We start from the raw sequence: 18,580 nt of genomic DNA on the forward strand, positions 1-18,580 counted from the left end.
CGTTCGGTAGAAAGCTACAGAACGTCCAGCTGATCTTGATCGTGGAATGAGGCACCCGTGGAGCCCGTTAGCATGGACATCCGCACCGATCAAGACCGTTTGGGGAAGGTGTCATGACTGCAAACGTCGACGGAGTGCCTGAGAAGTTCGCGACGCTCGGGCTGACATACGACGACGTGCTGCTGCTGCCGGGCGCGTCAGAGGTCCTGCCCAACGCGGTCGACACCTCGTCCCTCATCTCGCGGAACGTGCGGGTGAACATCCCCCTGCTGTCGGCCGCCATGGACAAGGTGACCGAGTCCCGGATGGCCATCGCGATGGCCCGTCAGGGCGGCGTCGGCGTGCTGCACCGCAACCTCTCGATCGAGGACCAGGTCAACCAGGTCGACCTGGTCAAGCGGTCCGAGTCCGGGATGGTCACCGACCCGATCACCGTGCACCCCGACGCCACGCTCGGCGAGGCGGACGCGCTCTGCGCCAAGTTCCGTATCAGCGGCGTGCCGGTCACCGACGCCGCGGGCAAGCTTCTGGGTATCGTGACCAACCGTGACATGGCCTTCGAGTCGGACCGCTCGCGCCAGGTGCGCGAGGTCATGACGCCGATGCCGCTCGTCACCGGCAAGGTCGGCATCTCCGGCGTGGAGGCCATGGAGCTGCTGCGCCGCCACAAGATCGAGAAGCTGCCGCTGGTCGACGACGCCGGGATCCTCAAGGGCCTCATCACGGTCAAGGACTTCAAGAAGGCCGAGCAGTACCCGAACGCCGCCAAGGACGCCGAAGGCCGTCTGCTGGTCGGCGCGGCCGTCGGCGCCAGCCCCGAGGCGCTGGACCGCGCCCAGGCGCTCGCCTCCGCCGGGGTCGACTTCCTGATCGTCGACACCTCGCACGGCCACAACAGCAACGCCCTCGACTGGATGGCGAAGATCAAGTCCAGCGTCGGCATCGACGTCATCGGAGGCAACGTCGCCACCCGCGACGGCGCCCAGGCGCTGATCGACGCCGGTGTCGACGGCGTGAAGGTCGGCGTCGGGCCCGGCTCGATCTGTACGACCCGCGTGGTCGCCGGTATCGGCGTCCCGCAGGTCACCGCGATCTACGAGGCGGCGCTCGCCGCCCGTGCCGCGGGCGTCCCGGTCATCGGCGACGGCGGCCTGCAGTACAGCGGTGACATCGGCAAGGCGCTCGCCGCCGGCGCGGACAGCGTCATGCTGGGCAGCCTCCTCGCCGGGTGCGAGGAGTCCCCTGGTGAGCTGATGTTCATCAACGGCAAGCAGTTCAAGTCGTACCGCGGCATGGGCTCGCTGGGCGCCATGCAGTCCCGTGGCCAGGGCCGTTCGTACTCCAAGGACCGCTACTTCCAGGCCGAGGTCTCCTCGGACGACAAGCTCGTCCCCGAGGGCATCGAGGGCCAGGTGCCCTACCGCGGTCCGCTGGCCAACGTCCTCCACCAGCTCGTCGGGGGCCTGCGCCAGACCATGGGCTACGTCGGCGCCGAGTCCGTCGACCAGATGGAGAGCAAGGGCCGGTTCGTCCGGATCACCTCGGCGGGTCTCAAGGAGAGCCACCCGCACGACATCCAGATGACGGTCGAAGCACCGAACTACAGCCGGAAGTAACGCGGGAAGCAGCACAGGAAGTAACGCATCACCCCAGGTGAGGGGCGGACCGGAGTTCCCGGTACCGCCCCTTAGCCGCGTGTCGGGGATACTGGTCAGCGCAGACGTAGAGGGAAAGGCCACACATCGTGACTGAGATCGAGATCGGGCGCGGCAAGCGCGGCCGCCGGGCTTACGCATTCGACGACATCGCTGTCGTACCGAGCCGCCGCACCCGGGACCCGAAGGAGGTCTCGATCGCCTGGCAGATCGACGCCTACCGTTTCGAGCTGCCGTTCCTGGCCGCTCCCATGGACTCCGTGGTCTCCCCGCAGCACGCCATCCGCATCGGTGAGCTCGGCGGCCTGGGCGTCCTCAACCTGGAAGGGCTGTGGACCCGGCACGCCGACCCGCAGCCGCTGCTGGACGAGATCGCCGAGATGCCGGTCGAGACGGCGACCCGTCGGCTCCAGGAGATCTACTCCGCCCCCATCCAGGAGGAGCTGATCGGACAGCGCATCAAGGAGGTGCGCGACTCCGGTGTCGTCACCGCCGCCGCGCTCTCCCCGCAGCGCACCGCCCAGTTCTCCAAGGCCGTCGTCGACGCCGGGGTGGACATCTTCGTCATCCGGGGTACGACGGTCTCCGCCGAGCACGTCTCGGGCGCGGCCGAGCCGCTCAACCTGAAGCAGTTCATCTACGAGCTGGACGTCCCGGTCATCGTCGGCGGCTGCGCCACGTACACCGCCGCCCTGCACCTGATGCGCACCGGCGCGGCCGGTGTCCTCGTCGGCTTCGGCGGCGGCGCCGCGCACACCACGCGCAACGTCTTCGGCATCCAGGTCCCGATGGCCACCGCCGTCGCGGACGTGGCCGGGGCCCGCCGCGACTACATGGACGAGTCCGGCGGCCGGTACGTGCACGTCATCGCTGACGGCGGCGTCGGCTGGTCGGGCGACCTGCCGAAGGCCATCGCCTGCGGCGCGGACGCCGTGATGATGGGATCCCCACTGGCCCGCGCGACGGACGCGCCGGGCCGCGGCCGCCACTGGGGCATGGAGGCCGTCCACGAGGACGTGCCGCGCGGCAAGCTGGTCGACCTCGGTCCGGTCGGGACGACGGAGGAGGTCCTCACCGGCCCCTCGCACACCCCGGACGGCTCGATGAACATCTTCGGTGCCCTGCGCCGCGCGATGGCCACCACCGGCTACAGCGACCTGAAGGAGTTCCAGCGCGTCGAGGTGACGGTGGCGGACTCGCAGCACCGCCGCTGACCCGCCCGTACGTGCCACGGGGAGGGGACCGGACCGTTCGACGGTCCGGTCCCCTCCCCGTGGTCGTACGAGGGGTCAGTTCGCCTTCTTGGCGCCACCGATCGCGGCGATCGCGCCGAGTGCGAGGAAGAGGTACCGCATGAAGTCGGCGTCTTCCTTCCAGACCCGCGTCACCGCGTCGAAGTGGTCGAGGAACACCTCGGAGAACGAGACCTGGGCGACGTCAGCCATCACCATCGCGTAGCCGATGAGCTGGCCGAAGTAGACGGCGCCGACCGAGAAGACGGCGGACGCGGCGATGGTCACCGGGTTGGCGCCGCCGAGCTTGCCCGCCGCGAAGCCGACGAGGAAGCCGACGCCGACCGCCGCGTAACCGATCTCGCGCTCGATCGAACCCAGGATCACGCCGTACAGGATGGACGCGACGATCGCCGCGCCGAGGGCGACCAGCACACCGAGGGCGAGGCCGTTGCGGGCCGGCGGCGCCGGCGCGAAGGGGGCACCGCCGAACGGGGCGGGCTGTCCCTGCGGGTTCCCGAAGGGGTTGCCGGTGGGCGCGGGGGGCTGGCCGCCGTAGGGGTTGCCCGTCGGGGCCGGGGGCTGGTCGCCGTACGGGTTGCCCGTCGGGGCGGCGGGGGCGGGGGCGCCCGGTCCGCCCGCGTACGGATTGCCGTCTGCGGGCTGGCCGCCGTACGGCTGCTGGGGCTGGTTCGGCGGCTGCACGGGCTGGCTCACGGTGGGTCTCCCCCTGGGGCGAAATGCGCAGGTGCGGTTCTTGACGCGAACACGTGTGCGCTCTGTGACGCCGCACGGTAGCAGTACGCACCGGAATTGGTCACTAGCAATCCGGTGGCCGATACGCGCACATCCGGGTGGCCGGTACGCGCCGTCAGAGCCGGTGTGCCGCCCCCGCCGGCGTCGCTCCCCGGGTGTCGAGGAGGAGCTGGGCCTTCACCGCGAGCCCCTGGAGGTCGTAGGTGCGGTGATGCTGGAGCAGTACGGTCAGGTCGGCCGCGGCAGCCGCCTCGTACAGCGAGTCGGCGCGTGGGACGGGGTGTTCGCGCACCCGCCAGTCCAGGACGTGCGGGTCGTGGTAGCCGATCTGGGCGCCCATGTCCATCAGTCGGCTGGCGATCTCGCGGGCGGGCGCGGCCTCCTGGTCGGCGCTGTCCGGCTTGTAGGTGACGCCGAGCAGCAGCACCCGGGCGCCCCGGACGGACTTGCCGTGCTCGTTCAGCAGGGTGGCGCAGCGCTGGATGACGTAGCTGGGCATCCGGTGGTTGATCTCCTGCGCCAGCGAGACCATCCGCAGCGGGTGGCCGGGCGTGCGGCTGCTGTACGGGAGGCAGCCCGGGTCCACCGGGACGCCGTGGCCCCCGACGCCGGGCCCGGGGCGGAAGGGCTGGAAGCCGAAGGGCTTGGTCTCGGCGCACCGGATGACGTCCCACAGGTCGACGCCCAGGTCGTGGCAGGCCACCGCCATCTCGTTGACCAGCGCGATGTTGACGTGCCGGAAGTTGGTCTCCAGCACCTTCGTCATCTCCGCCTCGCGCGGCCCCCGGGCCCGTACGACCTTGTCGGTGAGCCGACCGTAGAAGGCGGCGGCCGACTCCGTGCAGGCGGAGGTGAGGCCGCCGATGACCTTGGGGGTGGAGGCGTAGGTGTGGGTGCGGTTGCCGGGGTCGAGCCGGCTGGGGGAGCAGGCGAGGTGGAAGTCGCGTCCGGCGGTGAGCCCGGAGCCCTCTTCGAGCAGGGGGCGCAGGAAGTTCTCGGTGGTGCCGGGCGGGACGGCGGACTCCAGCACCACGGTGGTGTGCGGGCGCAGCCGGGCGGCCAGGGCGCGGGCGGCGTCGCCGAGGGCGGTGAGGTCGATGGTGCGGTCGGGGCCGAGGGGGGTGGGGGAGCAGATCACGGCGGTACGGACCCGGCCCAGCTCGGCGGCGCTGGTGGCGGGGCGGAAGCCGCCGGAGAGCATGCGGCGGATCTCGGACGCGGTGAGGGAGCCCTCGACGGGGGTGCGGCCCGCGCGCAGCTCCGCGCAGGGGCGTGGGTCGGTGTCGTAGCCGACGGTGTCGATCCCGGCGGCCACGGCGGTCTGCACGAGGGGGAGGCCGAGGTGGCCGAGTCCGATGACGGCGAGGTCTGCGGGCATGTCGAAGGCCGCCTTCCCTAAGACCGGAGAACAGAAAGCGCAACTGCTGTGGACAGTGCAATGTCAGACTAGGCGTAAATATGACCTATATGTCGCATTGTGTGACGCCTGTCGTCCGGGTGTTGTCCACAGGCGGTGGCTGAAGTCGGGGAGCGCGGAGAGAATCGAGGAGTGGACACGGGCGGCCGACCCCTCGGCCGGGTGGCACTCCCGTGTCCGACCACCCCGATCCACCGGGAGGCAGCAGTGAGGACAGCGACACTGGGACCCGCCGAGCGCACCACCGCGCTCACCGCCATGGCCGAGCGCGAACTGGACGTGCTGGTCGTGGGGGCGGGCGTCGTCGGCGCGGGCACGGCGCTGGACGCCGCCACCAGAGGACTCTCGACCGGCCTGGTCGAGGCGCGCGACTGGGCGTCCGGCACATCGAGCAGGTCGAGCAAGCTGATCCACGGGGGACTGCGCTATCTGGAGATGCTGGACTTCGCCCTGGTGCGCGAGGCGCTGAAGGAGCGCGGGCTGCTCCTGGAGCGGCTCGCACCACACCTGGTGAAGCCGGTGCCCTTCCTCTACCCGTTGCAGCACAAGGGCTGGGAGCGGTTCTACGCGGGCTCCGGCGTCGCGCTGTACGACGCGATGTCGGTCTCCTCCGGACACGGCCGGGGCCTCCCCGTCCACCGCCACCTCACCCGCAAGCACGCCCTGCGCGTCGCCCCCGCACTGAAGAAGGACGCCCTGGTCGGCGCCCTCCAGTATTACGACGCCCAGATGGACGACGCCCGCTTCGTCATCGAGCTGGTCCGCACCGCCGCCTCCTACGGGGCCCAGGTCGCCAACCGCGCCCGGGTGACCGGCTTCCTCCGCGAGGGTGAGCGCGTGGTGGGCGCGCTCGTGCGGGACGTCGAGGGCGGCAGGGAGTACGAGGTCCGGGCCAAGCAGGTCGTCAACGCGACCGGCGTGTGGACCGACGACACCCAGGGGCTCATCAACGAGCGCGGACAGTTCCACGTCCGGGCCTCCAAGGGCATCCACCTGGTCGTCCCCAAGGACCGCATCCACTCATCCACCGGCCTCATCCTGCGCACCGAGAAGTCCGTGCTCTTCGTGATCCCCTGGGGCCGGCACTGGATCATCGGCACCACCGACACCGACTGGGACCTGGACAAGGCCCACCCGGCCGCCTCCAGCGCCGATATCGACTACCTCCTCCAGCACGTCAACTCCGTTCTCAACACCCCGCTGACCAGGGACGACGTCCAAGGTGTCTACGCCGGGCTGCGCCCGCTGCTGGCCGGTGAGTCGGACGCCACCAGCAAGCTGTCGCGCGAGCACACCGTCGCCCACCCCGCCCCCGGCCTCGTCGTCGTGGCGGGCGGCAAGTACACGACGTACCGGGTCATGGCCAAGGACGCGGTGGACGAGGCGGTGCACGGACTCGACCAGCGGGTCGCCGCCTGCGTCACCGAGGACACCCCGCTGCTGGGCGCCGAGGGGTACAAGGCCCTGTGGAACGCGCGGGCCAGGATCGCGGCCCGGACCGGCCTCCATGTCGTCCGGGTGGAGCATCTGCTCAACCGGTACGGCTCAATGACGGAAGAGATTCTGGAACTGATCCTGGCCGACCCCTCCCTGGGCGAGCCGCTGCCCGCCGCCGACGACTACCTCCGCGCCGAGATCGTCTACGCGGCCTCCCACGAGGGCGCCCGGCACCTGGACGACGTACTGACCCGGCGCACCCGGATCTCCATCGAGACCTTCGACCGGGGCACCCGCAGCGCCCGCCTCTGCGCGGAGCTGATGGCGCCGGTGCTGGGCTGGGACGCGGGACAGATCGACCGGGAGGTCGAGCACTACGAGAAGCGGGTGGAGGCCGAGCGCGAGTCGCAGCGGCAGCCCGACGACCTCACGGCGGACGCGGCCCGGCTCGGCGCGCCGGACATCGTGCCGATCTAAACCCTGGTCGGCCCGCGTTCACCCGGGCGGCCACCGCCCTTCAGGCCCGGGCCAGTTGAGGGGGAGGGGCCCGGTCCCGCGGCGGTGGCCGCCCGGTCGGTGCTGGACGGGGAGGCCGGGTTGGTAGGAGGCTGTGGGATATTCCCTCTCCGGCTCGTTATCGCGGCGGACCCCGGACCCGGCACCAGGACCGGTCCCGGGGTGAGGGACAATGAACGCTCTGCCAGGGCGGGTTGATCGCAGAGGGGACGCATGTCGGAGGCGGAGCAGGCACGGGAGCCCCAACGGGACAAGAACGGTCGTCTCCTCGCGGGGCGGTACCGGCTCGGGGAGGTGCTCGGCCGGGGCGGCATGGGTACGGTCTGGCGCGCTGCCGACGAGACGCTCGGCCGCACGGTGGCGGTGAAGGAGCTGCGGTTCCCCTCCGCCATCGACGAGGACGAGAAGCGCCGGCTGATCACGCGCACGCTGCGTGAGGCGAAGGCGATCGCACGGATTCGCAACAACGGCGCGGTGACCGTCTACGACGTGGTCGACGAGGACGACCGCCCGTGGATCGTGATGGAGCTGATCGAGGGCAAGTCGCTCGCCGAAGCGATCCGCGAGGACGGCACGCTGACACCGCGGCGGGCCGCCGAGGTCGGGCTCGCCATCCTCGACGTGCTGCGCTCGGCGCACCGCGAGGGCATCCTGCACCGCGACGTGAAGCCGTCCAACGTGCTGATCGCCGAGGACGGCCGCGTCGTGCTCACCGACTTCGGCATCGCCCAGGTCGAGGGCGACCCCTCGGTCACCTCCACCGGCATGCTCGTCGGCGCCCCCTCGTACATCTCGCCGGAGCGGGCCCGCGGCCACAAGCCCGGACCGCCCGCCGACCTGTGGTCGCTCGGCGGCCTGCTGTACGCGAGCGTCGAGGGCTGCCCGCCGTACGACAAGGGGTCGGCCATCGCCACCCTGACGGCCGTGATGACCGAGCCGCTCGACCCGCCGAAGAACGCGGGTCCGCTGACCGAGGCCATCTACGGGCTCCTCGCCCGCGACCCCGACCAGCGGCTCGACGACCGCGGGGCCCGGGCGCTGCTCAACAAGGTGATCAACGCTCCCGACGCTCCTGAGGTCCCGCCCGCCGACTCCACCCAGGTCATGGCCCTGCCGGTGGTCCCGGCCGACGCCGAACCGGGCGCGAGCCGGGCCGCGAAGGCGGCGAAGACCGCCAAGCCGCCGAAGCAGACCACCGGTGCGTCGGGCGAGTCCGGCGAGGGCGCGCGGGACCGGCTGCGCGGAGCGCTGCGGTCCGTCCGCGGCGCACAGGCGGCATCCGGTGCGGCCGCGGGTGCCGTGGGCGCGGCGGCGGCCTCCGCGTCCCCGGCGGCCGCTTCCCAGGCTCCCGCAGCGACCGGCTCGCCGGTCGCCCCGCCCAGGCCCGCCACGCCTCCCGGCACCCCGGGCACCCCCGGCACCGCTGGTGCAAAGGTCACGACGGCCTCGCCGTCCGGCCCCGCGGCCGCCACCACCGCCCTGGCCGGCCCGCACTCCCCCGCGAAGCCGGCGGGTTCCGGGGCCGCGGCCGTACCCCCGCAGCGCCCCCCGACCTCACCGGCCACCACCCGCGCCTCGATCACCGACGTGGTGCCGCGCCGCACCCTCGCGGTCATCGCGGGCGTCGTCGTGCTGGCGATCCTCGGCACCGTCCTCGCGCTCACCCTGGGCGACGGTGACGACAAGGCCAACGCCGGTAACGGCAAGGGCGACACCGCCGCCTCCGCCGGAGCCGCGGCGGGCGGGTCCGACGGCGAGGGCGACAGCAAGGGCGGGGACTCCGAGGGCGGTCAGAAGGAGGGGCAGGGCACCGAGGACGGCAAGGTGCCCGACGACCCGTCCGGCGATCCGTCGGGAGACGACCCGAAGACGGACGACCCCGCCGGAGACGACCCGGAGACCGGCGCCCCGGGCGGCGGCGGCTCGCCCGCGGGGTACGAGACGGTCACCGACGACCGCTTCCACTTCACCATGGCGATGCCCGGGAACTTCGAGCGCACGGCCATAGCGGGCGCCAACTCCGGCGGCATCTACAACGCCGAGCGCGGCGGCTTCCCCCGGGTCCAGGTGGACTTCAACAGCTCGCCCAAGGACGACGCGGCCGCCGCCTGGAGCGGAGCCGTCGCCGGCGTCAGGCTCCTCAGCGACAACTACAAGCACATCGGCATAAAAAAGGTCGATTACAACGGGTATCCGACCGTCGCGGATTGGACGTTCGAGCGCAGCCACAACGGCGTCCGGGTCCGGGTGCTCAACCGCGGCTTCAAGGTCGACGCCCGGCGCGGCTACTCGATCATGATCAGCTGCAAGGTCGACGAGTGGGACGGCGACGCGTGCCGCACGCTGCGCGAGACTGCGTTCGCCACCTTCACGCCCACGAAGTAGCCGCCGGCCGGCCGCGCGAGGCACAGCGCGGGACGTATTGGGTGGGCCGGGTTGGTGCGACCCGGCCCGTCGGCCCGCCTTGCCACGTATCGTAAGACGACGGAGACCGTACGCAGCCGGAACAGTGGGTCAATTGCCCGCCGAATGACCACAACTGACTGATGCGCACGGTTCGATGACCGGGGGAACAGCGCGCTCTGGGGAGGCGTCGTGGACGACTACGCGGGTCGGGTGCTTGCCGACCGCTACCGCCTGCCGCTGCCCCCGTCCGACGGGTACGAACTGGTCGAGACCCGGGCGTTCGACACATACAGCGGCCAGGAAGTCCTGGTCCGCCAGGTGCCGTTGCCGGAGATCGTGGACGCCGAGGTGCTCGACACCGACGGCCGGTCGTCGGTCGGCGGGCGCACCACCGGGCGGGCGGTGCGCCGCAGTACGGACCCCGCGGTCCGGCGGGCGATCGAGGCCGCGCAGGCCGCCGCCCAGGTCCCCGACCACCCCCGGCTCGACCAGGTCTTCGACGTGTTCGCCGAGGCCGGTTCGCTCTGGATAGTCAGCGAGCTCGTCGCGGCCCGTCCGCTCGCCGCCCTCCTCGCCGAACGCCCCCTGAACCCCTACCGGGCCGCCGAGATCGGCTCCGACGTGCTCACCGCCCTGCGGGTGCTCCACGCGCACGGCTGGACCCACCGCAACATCACCGCCCGCACGGTCCTGGTCTGCGACGACGGCCGCGTGATGCTCACCGGCCTCGCGGCGGGCGCCGCCGAGGAGGCGCTCTGCGGGTACGCCCCCGAGCCGCTGCCCGACGACGAGCCGGCGGCCGAGACGTACGGAGGGCGGTCGGAGGCGTACGGCGGGCCGTCGGAGACGCACGGGGCGCGGCAGGCGTACGAGGCGCCCGGGTCCTATGGGGCGCCCGGGGTCGGTGGGGCCGACGACACGCTAGGGATACCGGTCGTCGAGGCGGTCGACGCCGACGAGCCGGGCGAGCTGCCGGGCGCGCGGCCCGGCGTGCCGGAGGGCCGAGGCGGCTACTCCCTGCCGCCGGCCGGGGCCCACGACAGCCAGGAACTCCCGCTCGTACCGCCGTATGTCCGGGCGCGGCCGCCGCAGGACGACGTCCACCGCCCGGACCGGGGAGACGAGGCGGCGTCCGAGGTCCCCGGGACTCCGGAGGCGTACGGCACGCCCGGTGGCCAGGAGCTCGTTCCGCGTCCGGCCACGCCCGCCGTGCCCTACACCCCCGCCCCCCGGCCCCCCGCCGAGCCCGGAGCCGCCGGGGCCGCCCAGCTGCGGGCCGCCCGCGCCGGGGCGATCGCCGCCTACCGGGCCGGTGCGCGCGCCGCCGCCCGGGCCACCGAGGACCGTCAGCAGGCGGCCGGGAGCGCCCCGGCGAACCTCTCCGGCCAGACGCCCGGCACGGACGAGGACGCGACCGGCATCCTCCCCACGCCGCGCCCGGAACCCGACACCTTCGAGCCGGGCCCCGCCGCCCACGGTCCCGACGGCACCGCCGCCTCCGCCGGTCTCCCGGGCCCCCGCCTCACCGGCCCCTGGGGCAGCCCGCCCGAGGACCCCTACGACGACGATGACGACGAGGACGACGAGGAGGGCCCCCGCCCGCCCCGCCGCGTCCACCTCGCCGGCACCTGGGACGACGGCCCCGGCTCCGGACGACCCGTCCCGGCGGGCGGCTCCGGCCAGGACGCGCTGCGCGCCGACTCCCGCCGCCCCGGCCAGGCGGCCATCGCCCCCGCCACTCGCCTCCCCGCCGAGCGGACCCCCGCCAGCACCTGGGAGGAGGCCGTCGCGGGCAGCCGTGAGGCCGCCGTCTACCGGGGCCCGACCACCCCGCTCGCCGCCGAGCGCGCCCGGCAGGCCCGGATCGCCGTCGTCGGCCCCGTCACCGAGCGCTGGGCGCCCGAACAGGCCGGTCCCGTCCACGACAACTGGCAGCTCGCGCCGCCCATCGGCCCCTCCACCGACCTGTGGGCGCTCGGCGCCCTGCTCTACCGCGCGGTCCAGGGCCACGCCCCCTACCCCGAGGAGAGTGCCGCCGAGCTCGTGCAGATGGTCTGCGCCGAGCCGCCCGCCTTCGCCGAGGAGTGCGGCGCGCTGCGGCCCGTCGTCGAGTCGCTGCTGCGCCAGGACCCCACCGAGCGGCCGGACTTCGAGGAGCTGCGCGGCTGGCTGCGCTCGCTCGTGCGGTCCGCCCCCGAGCCCGAGGCGGGCGCCGACGTCGTCCCGCTGCCCGCGCCCGACGCCACCCGGCTCCCCGTCGTACGCCGCCGGGGCGAGCTGGTCCGCAGGCGCCGGGGCCGGTTCGGCGGAGGTTCCGCGCACGGCCGCCACCGGCAGGGCAAGCGGCAGCGGCAGCAGCTGGAGAAGCAGCGCGCCGCCGAACGCCACGACCTGCGGCAGCCGCCGCCGCGCCACGAGTCGCTGCTGCCCCCCGGTCCCGAGCAGGGCCGCGCCCACCCCGCCGACGCCTGGGAGCCCCGCCCGTCCCGCGCCCCGCGCGAGCCCAAGGGCCCCCGGGTGCTGCGCGAGCCCTCCCGGCCGCGCGAGGGGCGCTCGCCGCGCCACCTCGGGCGGCTGCTGCTGATCCTGATCCTGCTGCTGATGGCCGCGGCCATCACGTACGCCTTCATGTTCATGCCGAAGCAGGAGCAGGGGGCCCAGCAGGGTGCGCCCGGGCGGTCCACGGGCTCCGCCGCACCGCCCCCCGCCGCCTCCGGCTCGCCGGCGCCCTCCGAGGGGGCGAGCACCGACCCCGGATCCCAGCAGCCGCAGACCAGCCGGTCCGCCGTCGCGCTCGCCTCCGGCTATGTGCTCCGCAAGGACGCGGAGGGCTTCGAGGTCGGCGTACCGAAGGACTGGCAGCGCAGCCCCGCCAACGCGGACCGTCAGATCCGTTACGGCAGCGACGGGTTCACGCTCCTCGTCGTGCCCGGCCGGGACACCGTGAAGGCGGCGGGCGGCGACCCGCTGGACTACCAGCGCGACAAGCAGCTCGAACTCCAGCCGTTCCGGGACTCCAGCTGGTCCACCTCGTCCGGTCTGCGCCGGGTCGACGTGGGTCGACAGGCCATGGCCGAGGGGCAGTTCACCTGGCAGGAAAGCGGCGGCCGCGAGGTCTACGTCCGCAATCTGGCCATGATCGTCGACGGCCGCTACCACATCGTCCAGGTCATCGGCCCGGAGGACGAACGCGACAAGGTCACCGAGATCTACCAGCAGGCCATCGCCTCCTACCGGGTGAACGCCTGACCGCACGTCACCGGAGGCCGGCGGATACGGCCGTTGTCCGGTGCCGACAACCATCACAGTGCGGTCTCGTGGGCGATCCCCCGTTCCGCCCCGCCGCGCGCCCTCCGTAATCTGGCAAGCTGAGGAACGGGGGCGGGACACACGTGGATCGATCACAGGGCACGGCTGCGGGACTGGTGCTGGCGGGGCGTTACCGGCTGGGCGAGGTGCTGGGCCGCGGCGGCATGGGCAAGGTCTGGCGCGCCCACGACGAGGTGCTGCACCGCACGGTCGCCGTCAAGGAGCTGACCGCCGGGCTGTACGTCGCCGAGGCCGACCGGCTCGTGCTGCACGCCCGCACCCAGAAGGAGGCGCGCGCCGCCGCCCGCATCACGCACCCCGGCGTCGTCACCGTCCACGACGTGATCGAGTACGACAAGCGCCCGTGGATCGTCATGCAGTACGTCGACGGGCCCTCGCTCGCCGACGAGACCAAGGAGAAGGGCGACATCGCCCCGCGCGAGGCGGCCAGGATCGGCCTCCACGTCCTGAGCGCGCTGCGCGCCGCCCACAGCGCGGGGGTGCTGCACCGCGACGTCAAGCCCGGCAACGTCCTGCTGGCCCGCGACGGGCAGGTGCTCCTCACCGACTTCGGGATCGCCGCGATCGAGGGCGACTCCACCATCACCAGAACCGGCGAACTGGTGGGCTCCATCGACTATCTGGCGCCCGAACGGGTACGCGGAGGCGACCCCGGCCCCGCCTCCGACCTCTGGTCCCTGGGCGCGACCCTGTACACCGCGGTGGAGGGCCGCTCGCCGTTCCGCCGTACGTCCCCGATCTCCACCATGCAGGCCGTCGTCACCGAGGAACCGCCGCCGCCCGTCAACGCCGGTCCCCTCGGCCCCGTCATCACCGCGCTGCTCCGCAAGGACCCGGCCGACCGGCCCACGGCCGCCGGGACCGAGCAGATGCTGCTGGACGCCATGGAGGGCCGGGAGCCGCGTTCGGCGCAGGCGCATGTGCCGACCCAACGGGTGCCGGAGGGGGACAGGTTCGCGTACGCGGGCTCGGACGGCGCCACGGCCCGGCTCCCCGGAGGGGCCCCTTCCCCGCCGGCTCCGACCGCCCCCGTCGGGGGCCACCCCTCCGCCTCCGTCACCCGGCGCGCGGGCTCCCGGCGGTGGCGCACGGTGCTCGTCGTGGTCGTCGCGGCGGCGGTCCTCGGGGGCGCGGGCGGACTGGCCGCGATGAAGTACGGGCAGGGCGCATCGGCCGACGGCCGTACGACCTCCGCCCCCACCGCGCCCCGGACCACCCCGGCGCCCTCCGCCACCGACCCCGCGCCGGAGATACCCGACGGCTGGCGCCGGGTCGACGACCCGGCGGGCTTCAGCCTGGTCGTGCCGGAGGACTGGACGCGCCAGGTGAACGAAGGGCAGATCGACTACACCCCGGACGGCGGGGCCCACCGCATCCGGATCAGCGTCGACCCGGACCCGGACTTCGACCATCCGTACCTGCACATGCAGAACATGGAGGAGCAGCTGGCGGACAGGCTGCCGGGCTACCAGCGGATCAGGCTGGAGAGGAACACCTTCCGCGACCGGCCCGGCTCGCTCTGGGAGTTCACCTGGCAGGAGACCCAGGACCACCCGGGACCCCGGCACGGGATCGACCAGATGTACTACGGCGGTTCCGGCGGCCCGGAGTACGCCCTGTATCTGACCGCCCCGCAGGAGGGCTGGGAGGCCAGCCGCGAGAAGTTCGACATCATGCTGCGCAGCTGGCGGGCGCCGGGCGCGCGGAGCTGAGCGACGGCCAGATCTCCCGTACGTCACGGCTGTGCATCCGCTGACCGGCCCCGACGGCGCCGCGAGGACGCCTCCGTCACGTACGAGAAGGTCACGCACCAGGGGCGCCCGGCCGTCGAGATGACCACGGACTGCACCCCGTACGCCTCCTCCGACGACGCCCCGGCGCGTTACCGCTTCCACGAGGTCCTGATCCCCGGCGAGAAGCCGTCGGACCCCTACCGGCACGTGCGGGTGCGGACGCCCGCCAAGGGGCAGGCGGTGAAGGACGGGGCCACGATCTTCACCGAGGTCACCGGGGTGAAAATTCATGATTCCTGAGCGCGGCGGGCGGACCGCGGCCGCCCGGTCGGCCGGATAGCCACTGATCAGCGGTTATGCCGCCAGCGATCACTGGCTCGGTCGTGTCGGTGGCCCCGGGGTGGTCGGCGGGTCCTGTGAAAAACTGTTACCGACGGGTACCCAAAGGGTGCGACTGGACATACTCTCGGCCTCATGACGGACTCGCAGACCCTTGACGCCCCTCTCGGTACGAACCCCGTCGCGGTCGCCCCCGCCGGCGTGCGCACGGCCGCCGACGTGGTCACCCCCGAGGTGATCGCCCAGCTGGTCCGCGGCGTCGTCGGCTCGGGCCGGACGGTCAACCACACGCCGTTCACCGGGGAGAAGCTGGCCGACCTGCCCGAGTCCACCCCCGAGGACGTCGCCACCGCCTTCGACCGGGCCCGCGCCGCCCAACCCGCCTGGGCCGCCACCCCCGTACGGCAGCGGGCCGCGATCCTGCTGCGCTTCCACGACCTGGTCCTCAGCCGCCAGTCCGAGGTCCTCGACCTCATCCAGCTGGAGACCGGCAAGGCCCGCCTGCACGCCCACGAGGAGGTGCAGGCCGTCGCCGTCGCCGCCCGCCACTACGGGCGCAAGGCCGTCTCCTACCTCAAGCCCCGCCGGCACACCGGTGTCGTCCCGACCCTCACCAAGGTCACCGAGCTGCGCCAGCCGCGCGGGGTCATCGGCCAGATCGCCCCGTGGAACTACCCCTTCGAGCTGTCCGTGGGCGACGCGCTGCCCGCGTTCGTCTCCGGCAACGCCGTCGTGATGAAGCCCGACACGGAGACCGCGCTCACCGCTCTCTGGGCCCGTGACCTGCTCATCGAGGCCGGACTGCCCGCCGAGGTCTTCCAGGTCGTGCTCGGCGATGGACCCGTCGTCGGCCCCGAGGTCGTCAGCCGCGCCGACTACGTCTCCTTCACCGGCTCCACCCGCACCGGCCGCGAGGTCGCGCTCGGCGCCGCCTCCCGGCTGGTCGGGGTCTCCCTGGAGCTCGGCGGCAAGAACGCCATGCTCGTCCTGAAGGACGCCGATGTGGAGAAGGCCGCCGCGGGCGCCGTCCGCGCCTGCTTCTCCTCCGCCGGACAGCTCTGCATCTCCATCGAGCGGCTGTACGTCCACGAGTCCATCGCCGACGACTTCGTGGAGCGCTTCGCCACCCGGACGAAGGCCATGCGACTCGGTACCTCCCTCGCGTACGGCGCCGACATGGGCTCCCTCGTCGGGGAGCGCCAGTTGGAGACGGTCAGCCGGCATGTCGCCGAGGCCGTCGAGAAGGGCGCCACCCTCGTCGCGGGCGGGGTCGCGCGCCCCGACATCGGCCCCCTCTTCTACGAGCCGACCATCCTGGACGGCGTCGAGGCGCCGATGGCCGTCTGCACCGAGGAGACCTTCGGCCCGGTCGTCGCCATCTACCGCTTCAGCGACGAGGACGAGGTCATCGCGCTGGCCAACGCCACCCCGTACGGCCTCAACTCCAGCGTCTGGACCACCGACTCCAAGCGCGGACACCAGGTCGCCGCCCGGCTGCGCACCGGCACCGTCAACATCAACGAGGGGTACGCACCCGCGTACGGCAGCGTCCAGTCCCCGATGGGCGGCATGAAGGACTCCGGCCTCGGCCGGCGGCACGGCTCCGAGGGCATCCTCAAGTACACCGAGGCCCAGACCGTCGCCCAGCAGCGGCTGATCCCGCTCGCCCCGTCCTTCGGCATGGACGACGAGAAGCACGCCGCGTTCATGACCCGCAGCCTCAAGGCGATGAAGGCGTTCCGCCTGCGCTGAGCGCCCCGACGCCGCACGTCGCCCGCCCCTTTTCGTTCCGATTCCGTACGGAGGAGCGCCATGTCCCAGGACAGCCCTGCCCAGAAACAGCCCGTGAGCCATGTGCCGGCCGAGGACGACGCCGCGTACGACTACGACGTCCTGGTCGTCGGCTCGGGCTTCGGGGGCGCGGTGTCGGCGCTCCGGCTGACCGAGAAGGGGTACCGCGTCGGCATCCTGGAGGCGGGCCGCCGCTTCACCCCCGGCACGCTCCCCAGGACCTCCTGGGACCTGAAGAACTACCTCTGGGCCCCCGCGCTGGGCCTCTTCGGCATCCAGCGCGTCCATCTGCTCGGCAATGTCATGGTGCTCGCGGGCGCCGGGGTCGGCGGCGGCTCACTCAACTACGCCAACACGCTGTACGTCCCGCCCGCCCCGTTCTTCCAGGACCGCCAGTGGGCCTCGATCACCGACTGGCAGGACGAGCTCAAGCCGTACTACGACCAGGCCCGCCGGATGCTCGGGGTCCGCCTCAACCCGACCATGACCCCCTCCGACATCCACCTCAAGGCCGCCGCCGAGGCGATGGGCGTCGGCGACACCTTCCACCTGGCCCCGGTCGGCGTCTTCTTCGGCGACGGCAAGGACGCCGACGGCACGGCCAGGGCGAAGCCCGGCGACACCGTCCCCGACCCGTACTTCGGGGGCGCCGGACCCGCCCGCAAGGCCTGCACCGAGTGCGGCGAGTGCATGACGGGGTGCCGCCACGGCGCGAAGAACACCCTCAACGAGAACTACCTCCACCTCGCCGAGAAGGCCGGAGCGGTCATCCACCCGATGACCTCCGTCGTCGCGGTCACCGACGACCCCGAGGGCGGCTACCGGGTCCTCACCGTTCCCACCGACCGGCGCCGCAAGGCCAAGCCCACGAAGCTGCGCGCCCGCGAGGTGGTCGTCGCGGCGGGCACGTACGGCACGCAGACCCTGCTGCACACCATGAAGGACCGCGGCCTGCTGCCCCGGCTCTCCGCGAAGCTCGGCGAGCTGACCCGGACCAACTCCGAGGCCCTGGTCGGCTCCCAGACCAGCGACCGCCGCTACCGCCGGAAGCACGGCATCGCCAAGGCCGACTTCTCCCAGGGCGTCGCGATCACCTCCTCGATCCACCCGGACGACAACACCCACATCGAGCCGGTGCGTTACGGCAAGGGCTCCAACGCCATGGGCGCGATGTCGATCCTCCAGGTGCCCTACGGGGCCCACCGGGTGCGCGGCTGGCTCGCCAACATGATCAAGCACCCCACCCTCGCCGCCCGTTCGCTCTCCAACCACCACTGGTCCGAGCGCACGATCATCGGCCTCGTCATGCAGTCGCTGGACAACTCGCTGACGACGTACCGCAAACCGGGCGGCATCGGCAAAGGCCTGCTCACCGCCCGCCAGGGCCACGGCGCGCCCAACCCGGCCCAGATCCCGGAGGCCACCCGCAGCGCCACGCTCCTCGCCGAGGAGATCAACGGCTTCGCCGGCTCCAACGTCGGCGAACTGATGGGCACCCCGCTCACCGCCCACTTCCTCGGCGGCTGTCCGATCGGCGCGAGCGCGGAGGAGGGCGTCATCGACCCGTACCACCGCCTCTACGGCCACCCCGGCATCAGCGTCGTCGACGGCTCCGCGATCTCCGCCAACCTGGGCGTCAACCCGTCGCTGACCATCACCGCCCAGGCGGAGCGCGCGATGTCCTTCTGGCCCAACAAGGGCGAGGCGGACCCGCGACCGGAGCAGGGCGCGGCCTACGAACGCCTGGCCCCCGTCGAGCCGTTGGCGCCGGCCGTGCCGAAGGAGGCGTTCGGCGCGCTGAAGCTGCCGTTCCTGGGTATTCCGGTGGTGCCGCCGAAGGGGACGGCGGAGGCCGGGGCGGGCGTCGAGGGCGTGGGGAACACACCCGTACCCAATCCGTGATCCTTCTCGGGGCAACTGTTCGCGGAGCTGCGCGGTCGAACCCGTACTGCCTCACAGCAGTCACAC

11 protein-coding genes are annotated in these 18,580 nt (G+C 72.7%); 9 read left to right on the forward strand and 2 right to left on the reverse strand.

Annotation, left to right across the window (positions count from 1 at the left end; all coding sequences use genetic code 11):
- Positions 1-113: 113 nt before the first annotated feature.
- A complete protein-coding gene (gene guaB / locus AMK21_RS14260) occupies positions 114-1,616 on the forward strand; it encodes an IMP dehydrogenase (protein ID WP_030561780.1) in 1,503 nt (500 codons plus the stop codon).
- A 128-nt stretch (positions 1,617-1,744) separates the two neighbouring features.
- The gene (locus tag AMK21_RS14265; RefSeq protein WP_019763850.1) at positions 1,745-2,869 is read left to right on the forward strand and encodes a GuaB3 family IMP dehydrogenase-related protein; all 1,125 of its coding nucleotides are present in this window, start codon (positions 1,745-1,747) and stop codon (positions 2,867-2,869) included.
- A gap of 75 nt (positions 2,870-2,944) precedes the next feature.
- Here the strand turns inward: AMK21_RS14265 and AMK21_RS14270 are convergent, their stop codons facing one another.
- Positions 2,945-3,604 carry a hypothetical protein gene (locus AMK21_RS14270; protein WP_234421930.1) on the reverse strand — a complete coding sequence of 220 codons (660 nt, stop codon included), beginning with the start codon at positions 3,602-3,604 and terminating at the stop codon, positions 2,945-2,947.
- Positions 3,605-3,758: 154 nt separating this feature from the next.
- A complete protein-coding gene (locus AMK21_RS14275; protein ID WP_073877720.1) occupies positions 3,759-5,021 on the reverse strand; it encodes a nucleotide sugar dehydrogenase in 1,263 nt (420 codons plus the stop codon).
- Between the two features lie 246 nt (positions 5,022-5,267).
- On the opposite strand from AMK21_RS14275, the gene AMK21_RS14280 reads away from it, so the two are divergent.
- From AMK21_RS14280 to AMK21_RS14310, 7 genes are all read left to right on the forward strand, one after another.
- Complete coding sequence (locus AMK21_RS14280; RefSeq protein ID WP_073877722.1) at positions 5,268-6,974, forward strand: glycerol-3-phosphate dehydrogenase/oxidase; 1,707 nt, start codon at positions 5,268-5,270, stop codon at positions 6,972-6,974.
- 252 nt (positions 6,975-7,226) lie between these two features.
- Positions 7,227-9,398 (forward strand): serine/threonine-protein kinase, encoded by a 2,172-nt coding sequence (locus AMK21_RS14285; RefSeq protein ID WP_073877724.1) that lies wholly within the window; start codon positions 7,227-7,229, stop codon positions 9,396-9,398.
- A gap of 210 nt (positions 9,399-9,608) precedes the next feature.
- Positions 9,609-12,668 carry a protein kinase gene (locus AMK21_RS14290; protein WP_073877726.1) on the forward strand — a complete coding sequence of 1,020 codons (3,060 nt, stop codon included), beginning with the start codon at positions 9,609-9,611 and terminating at the stop codon, positions 12,666-12,668.
- Positions 12,669-12,811: 143 nt separating this feature from the next.
- Positions 12,812-14,461: a serine/threonine-protein kinase gene (locus AMK21_RS14295; protein ID WP_073877728.1), complete on the forward strand. Its 1,650-nt coding sequence runs from the start codon at positions 12,812-12,814 to the stop codon at positions 14,459-14,461.
- A 120-nt stretch (positions 14,462-14,581) separates the two neighbouring features.
- Entirely contained in the window at positions 14,582-14,782 is a 201-nt protein-coding gene (locus AMK21_RS14300) for a hypothetical protein (RefSeq protein WP_234421931.1), read from the forward strand.
- A gap of 174 nt (positions 14,783-14,956) precedes the next feature.
- Positions 14,957-16,573: a succinic semialdehyde dehydrogenase gene (locus tag AMK21_RS14305; protein ID WP_073877730.1), complete on the forward strand. Its 1,617-nt coding sequence runs from the start codon at positions 14,957-14,959 to the stop codon at positions 16,571-16,573.
- Between the two features lie 60 nt (positions 16,574-16,633).
- Complete coding sequence (locus tag AMK21_RS14310; RefSeq protein ID WP_073877732.1) at positions 16,634-18,514, forward strand: GMC family oxidoreductase N-terminal domain-containing protein; 1,881 nt, start codon at positions 16,634-16,636, stop codon at positions 18,512-18,514.
- The last annotated feature ends 66 nt before the right edge of the window (positions 18,515-18,580 follow it).

It is taken from the genome of Streptomyces sp. CB00316 (genome assembly GCF_001905595.1).
Taxonomy (GTDB): Bacteria; Actinomycetota; Actinomycetes; order Streptomycetales; family Streptomycetaceae; genus Streptomyces.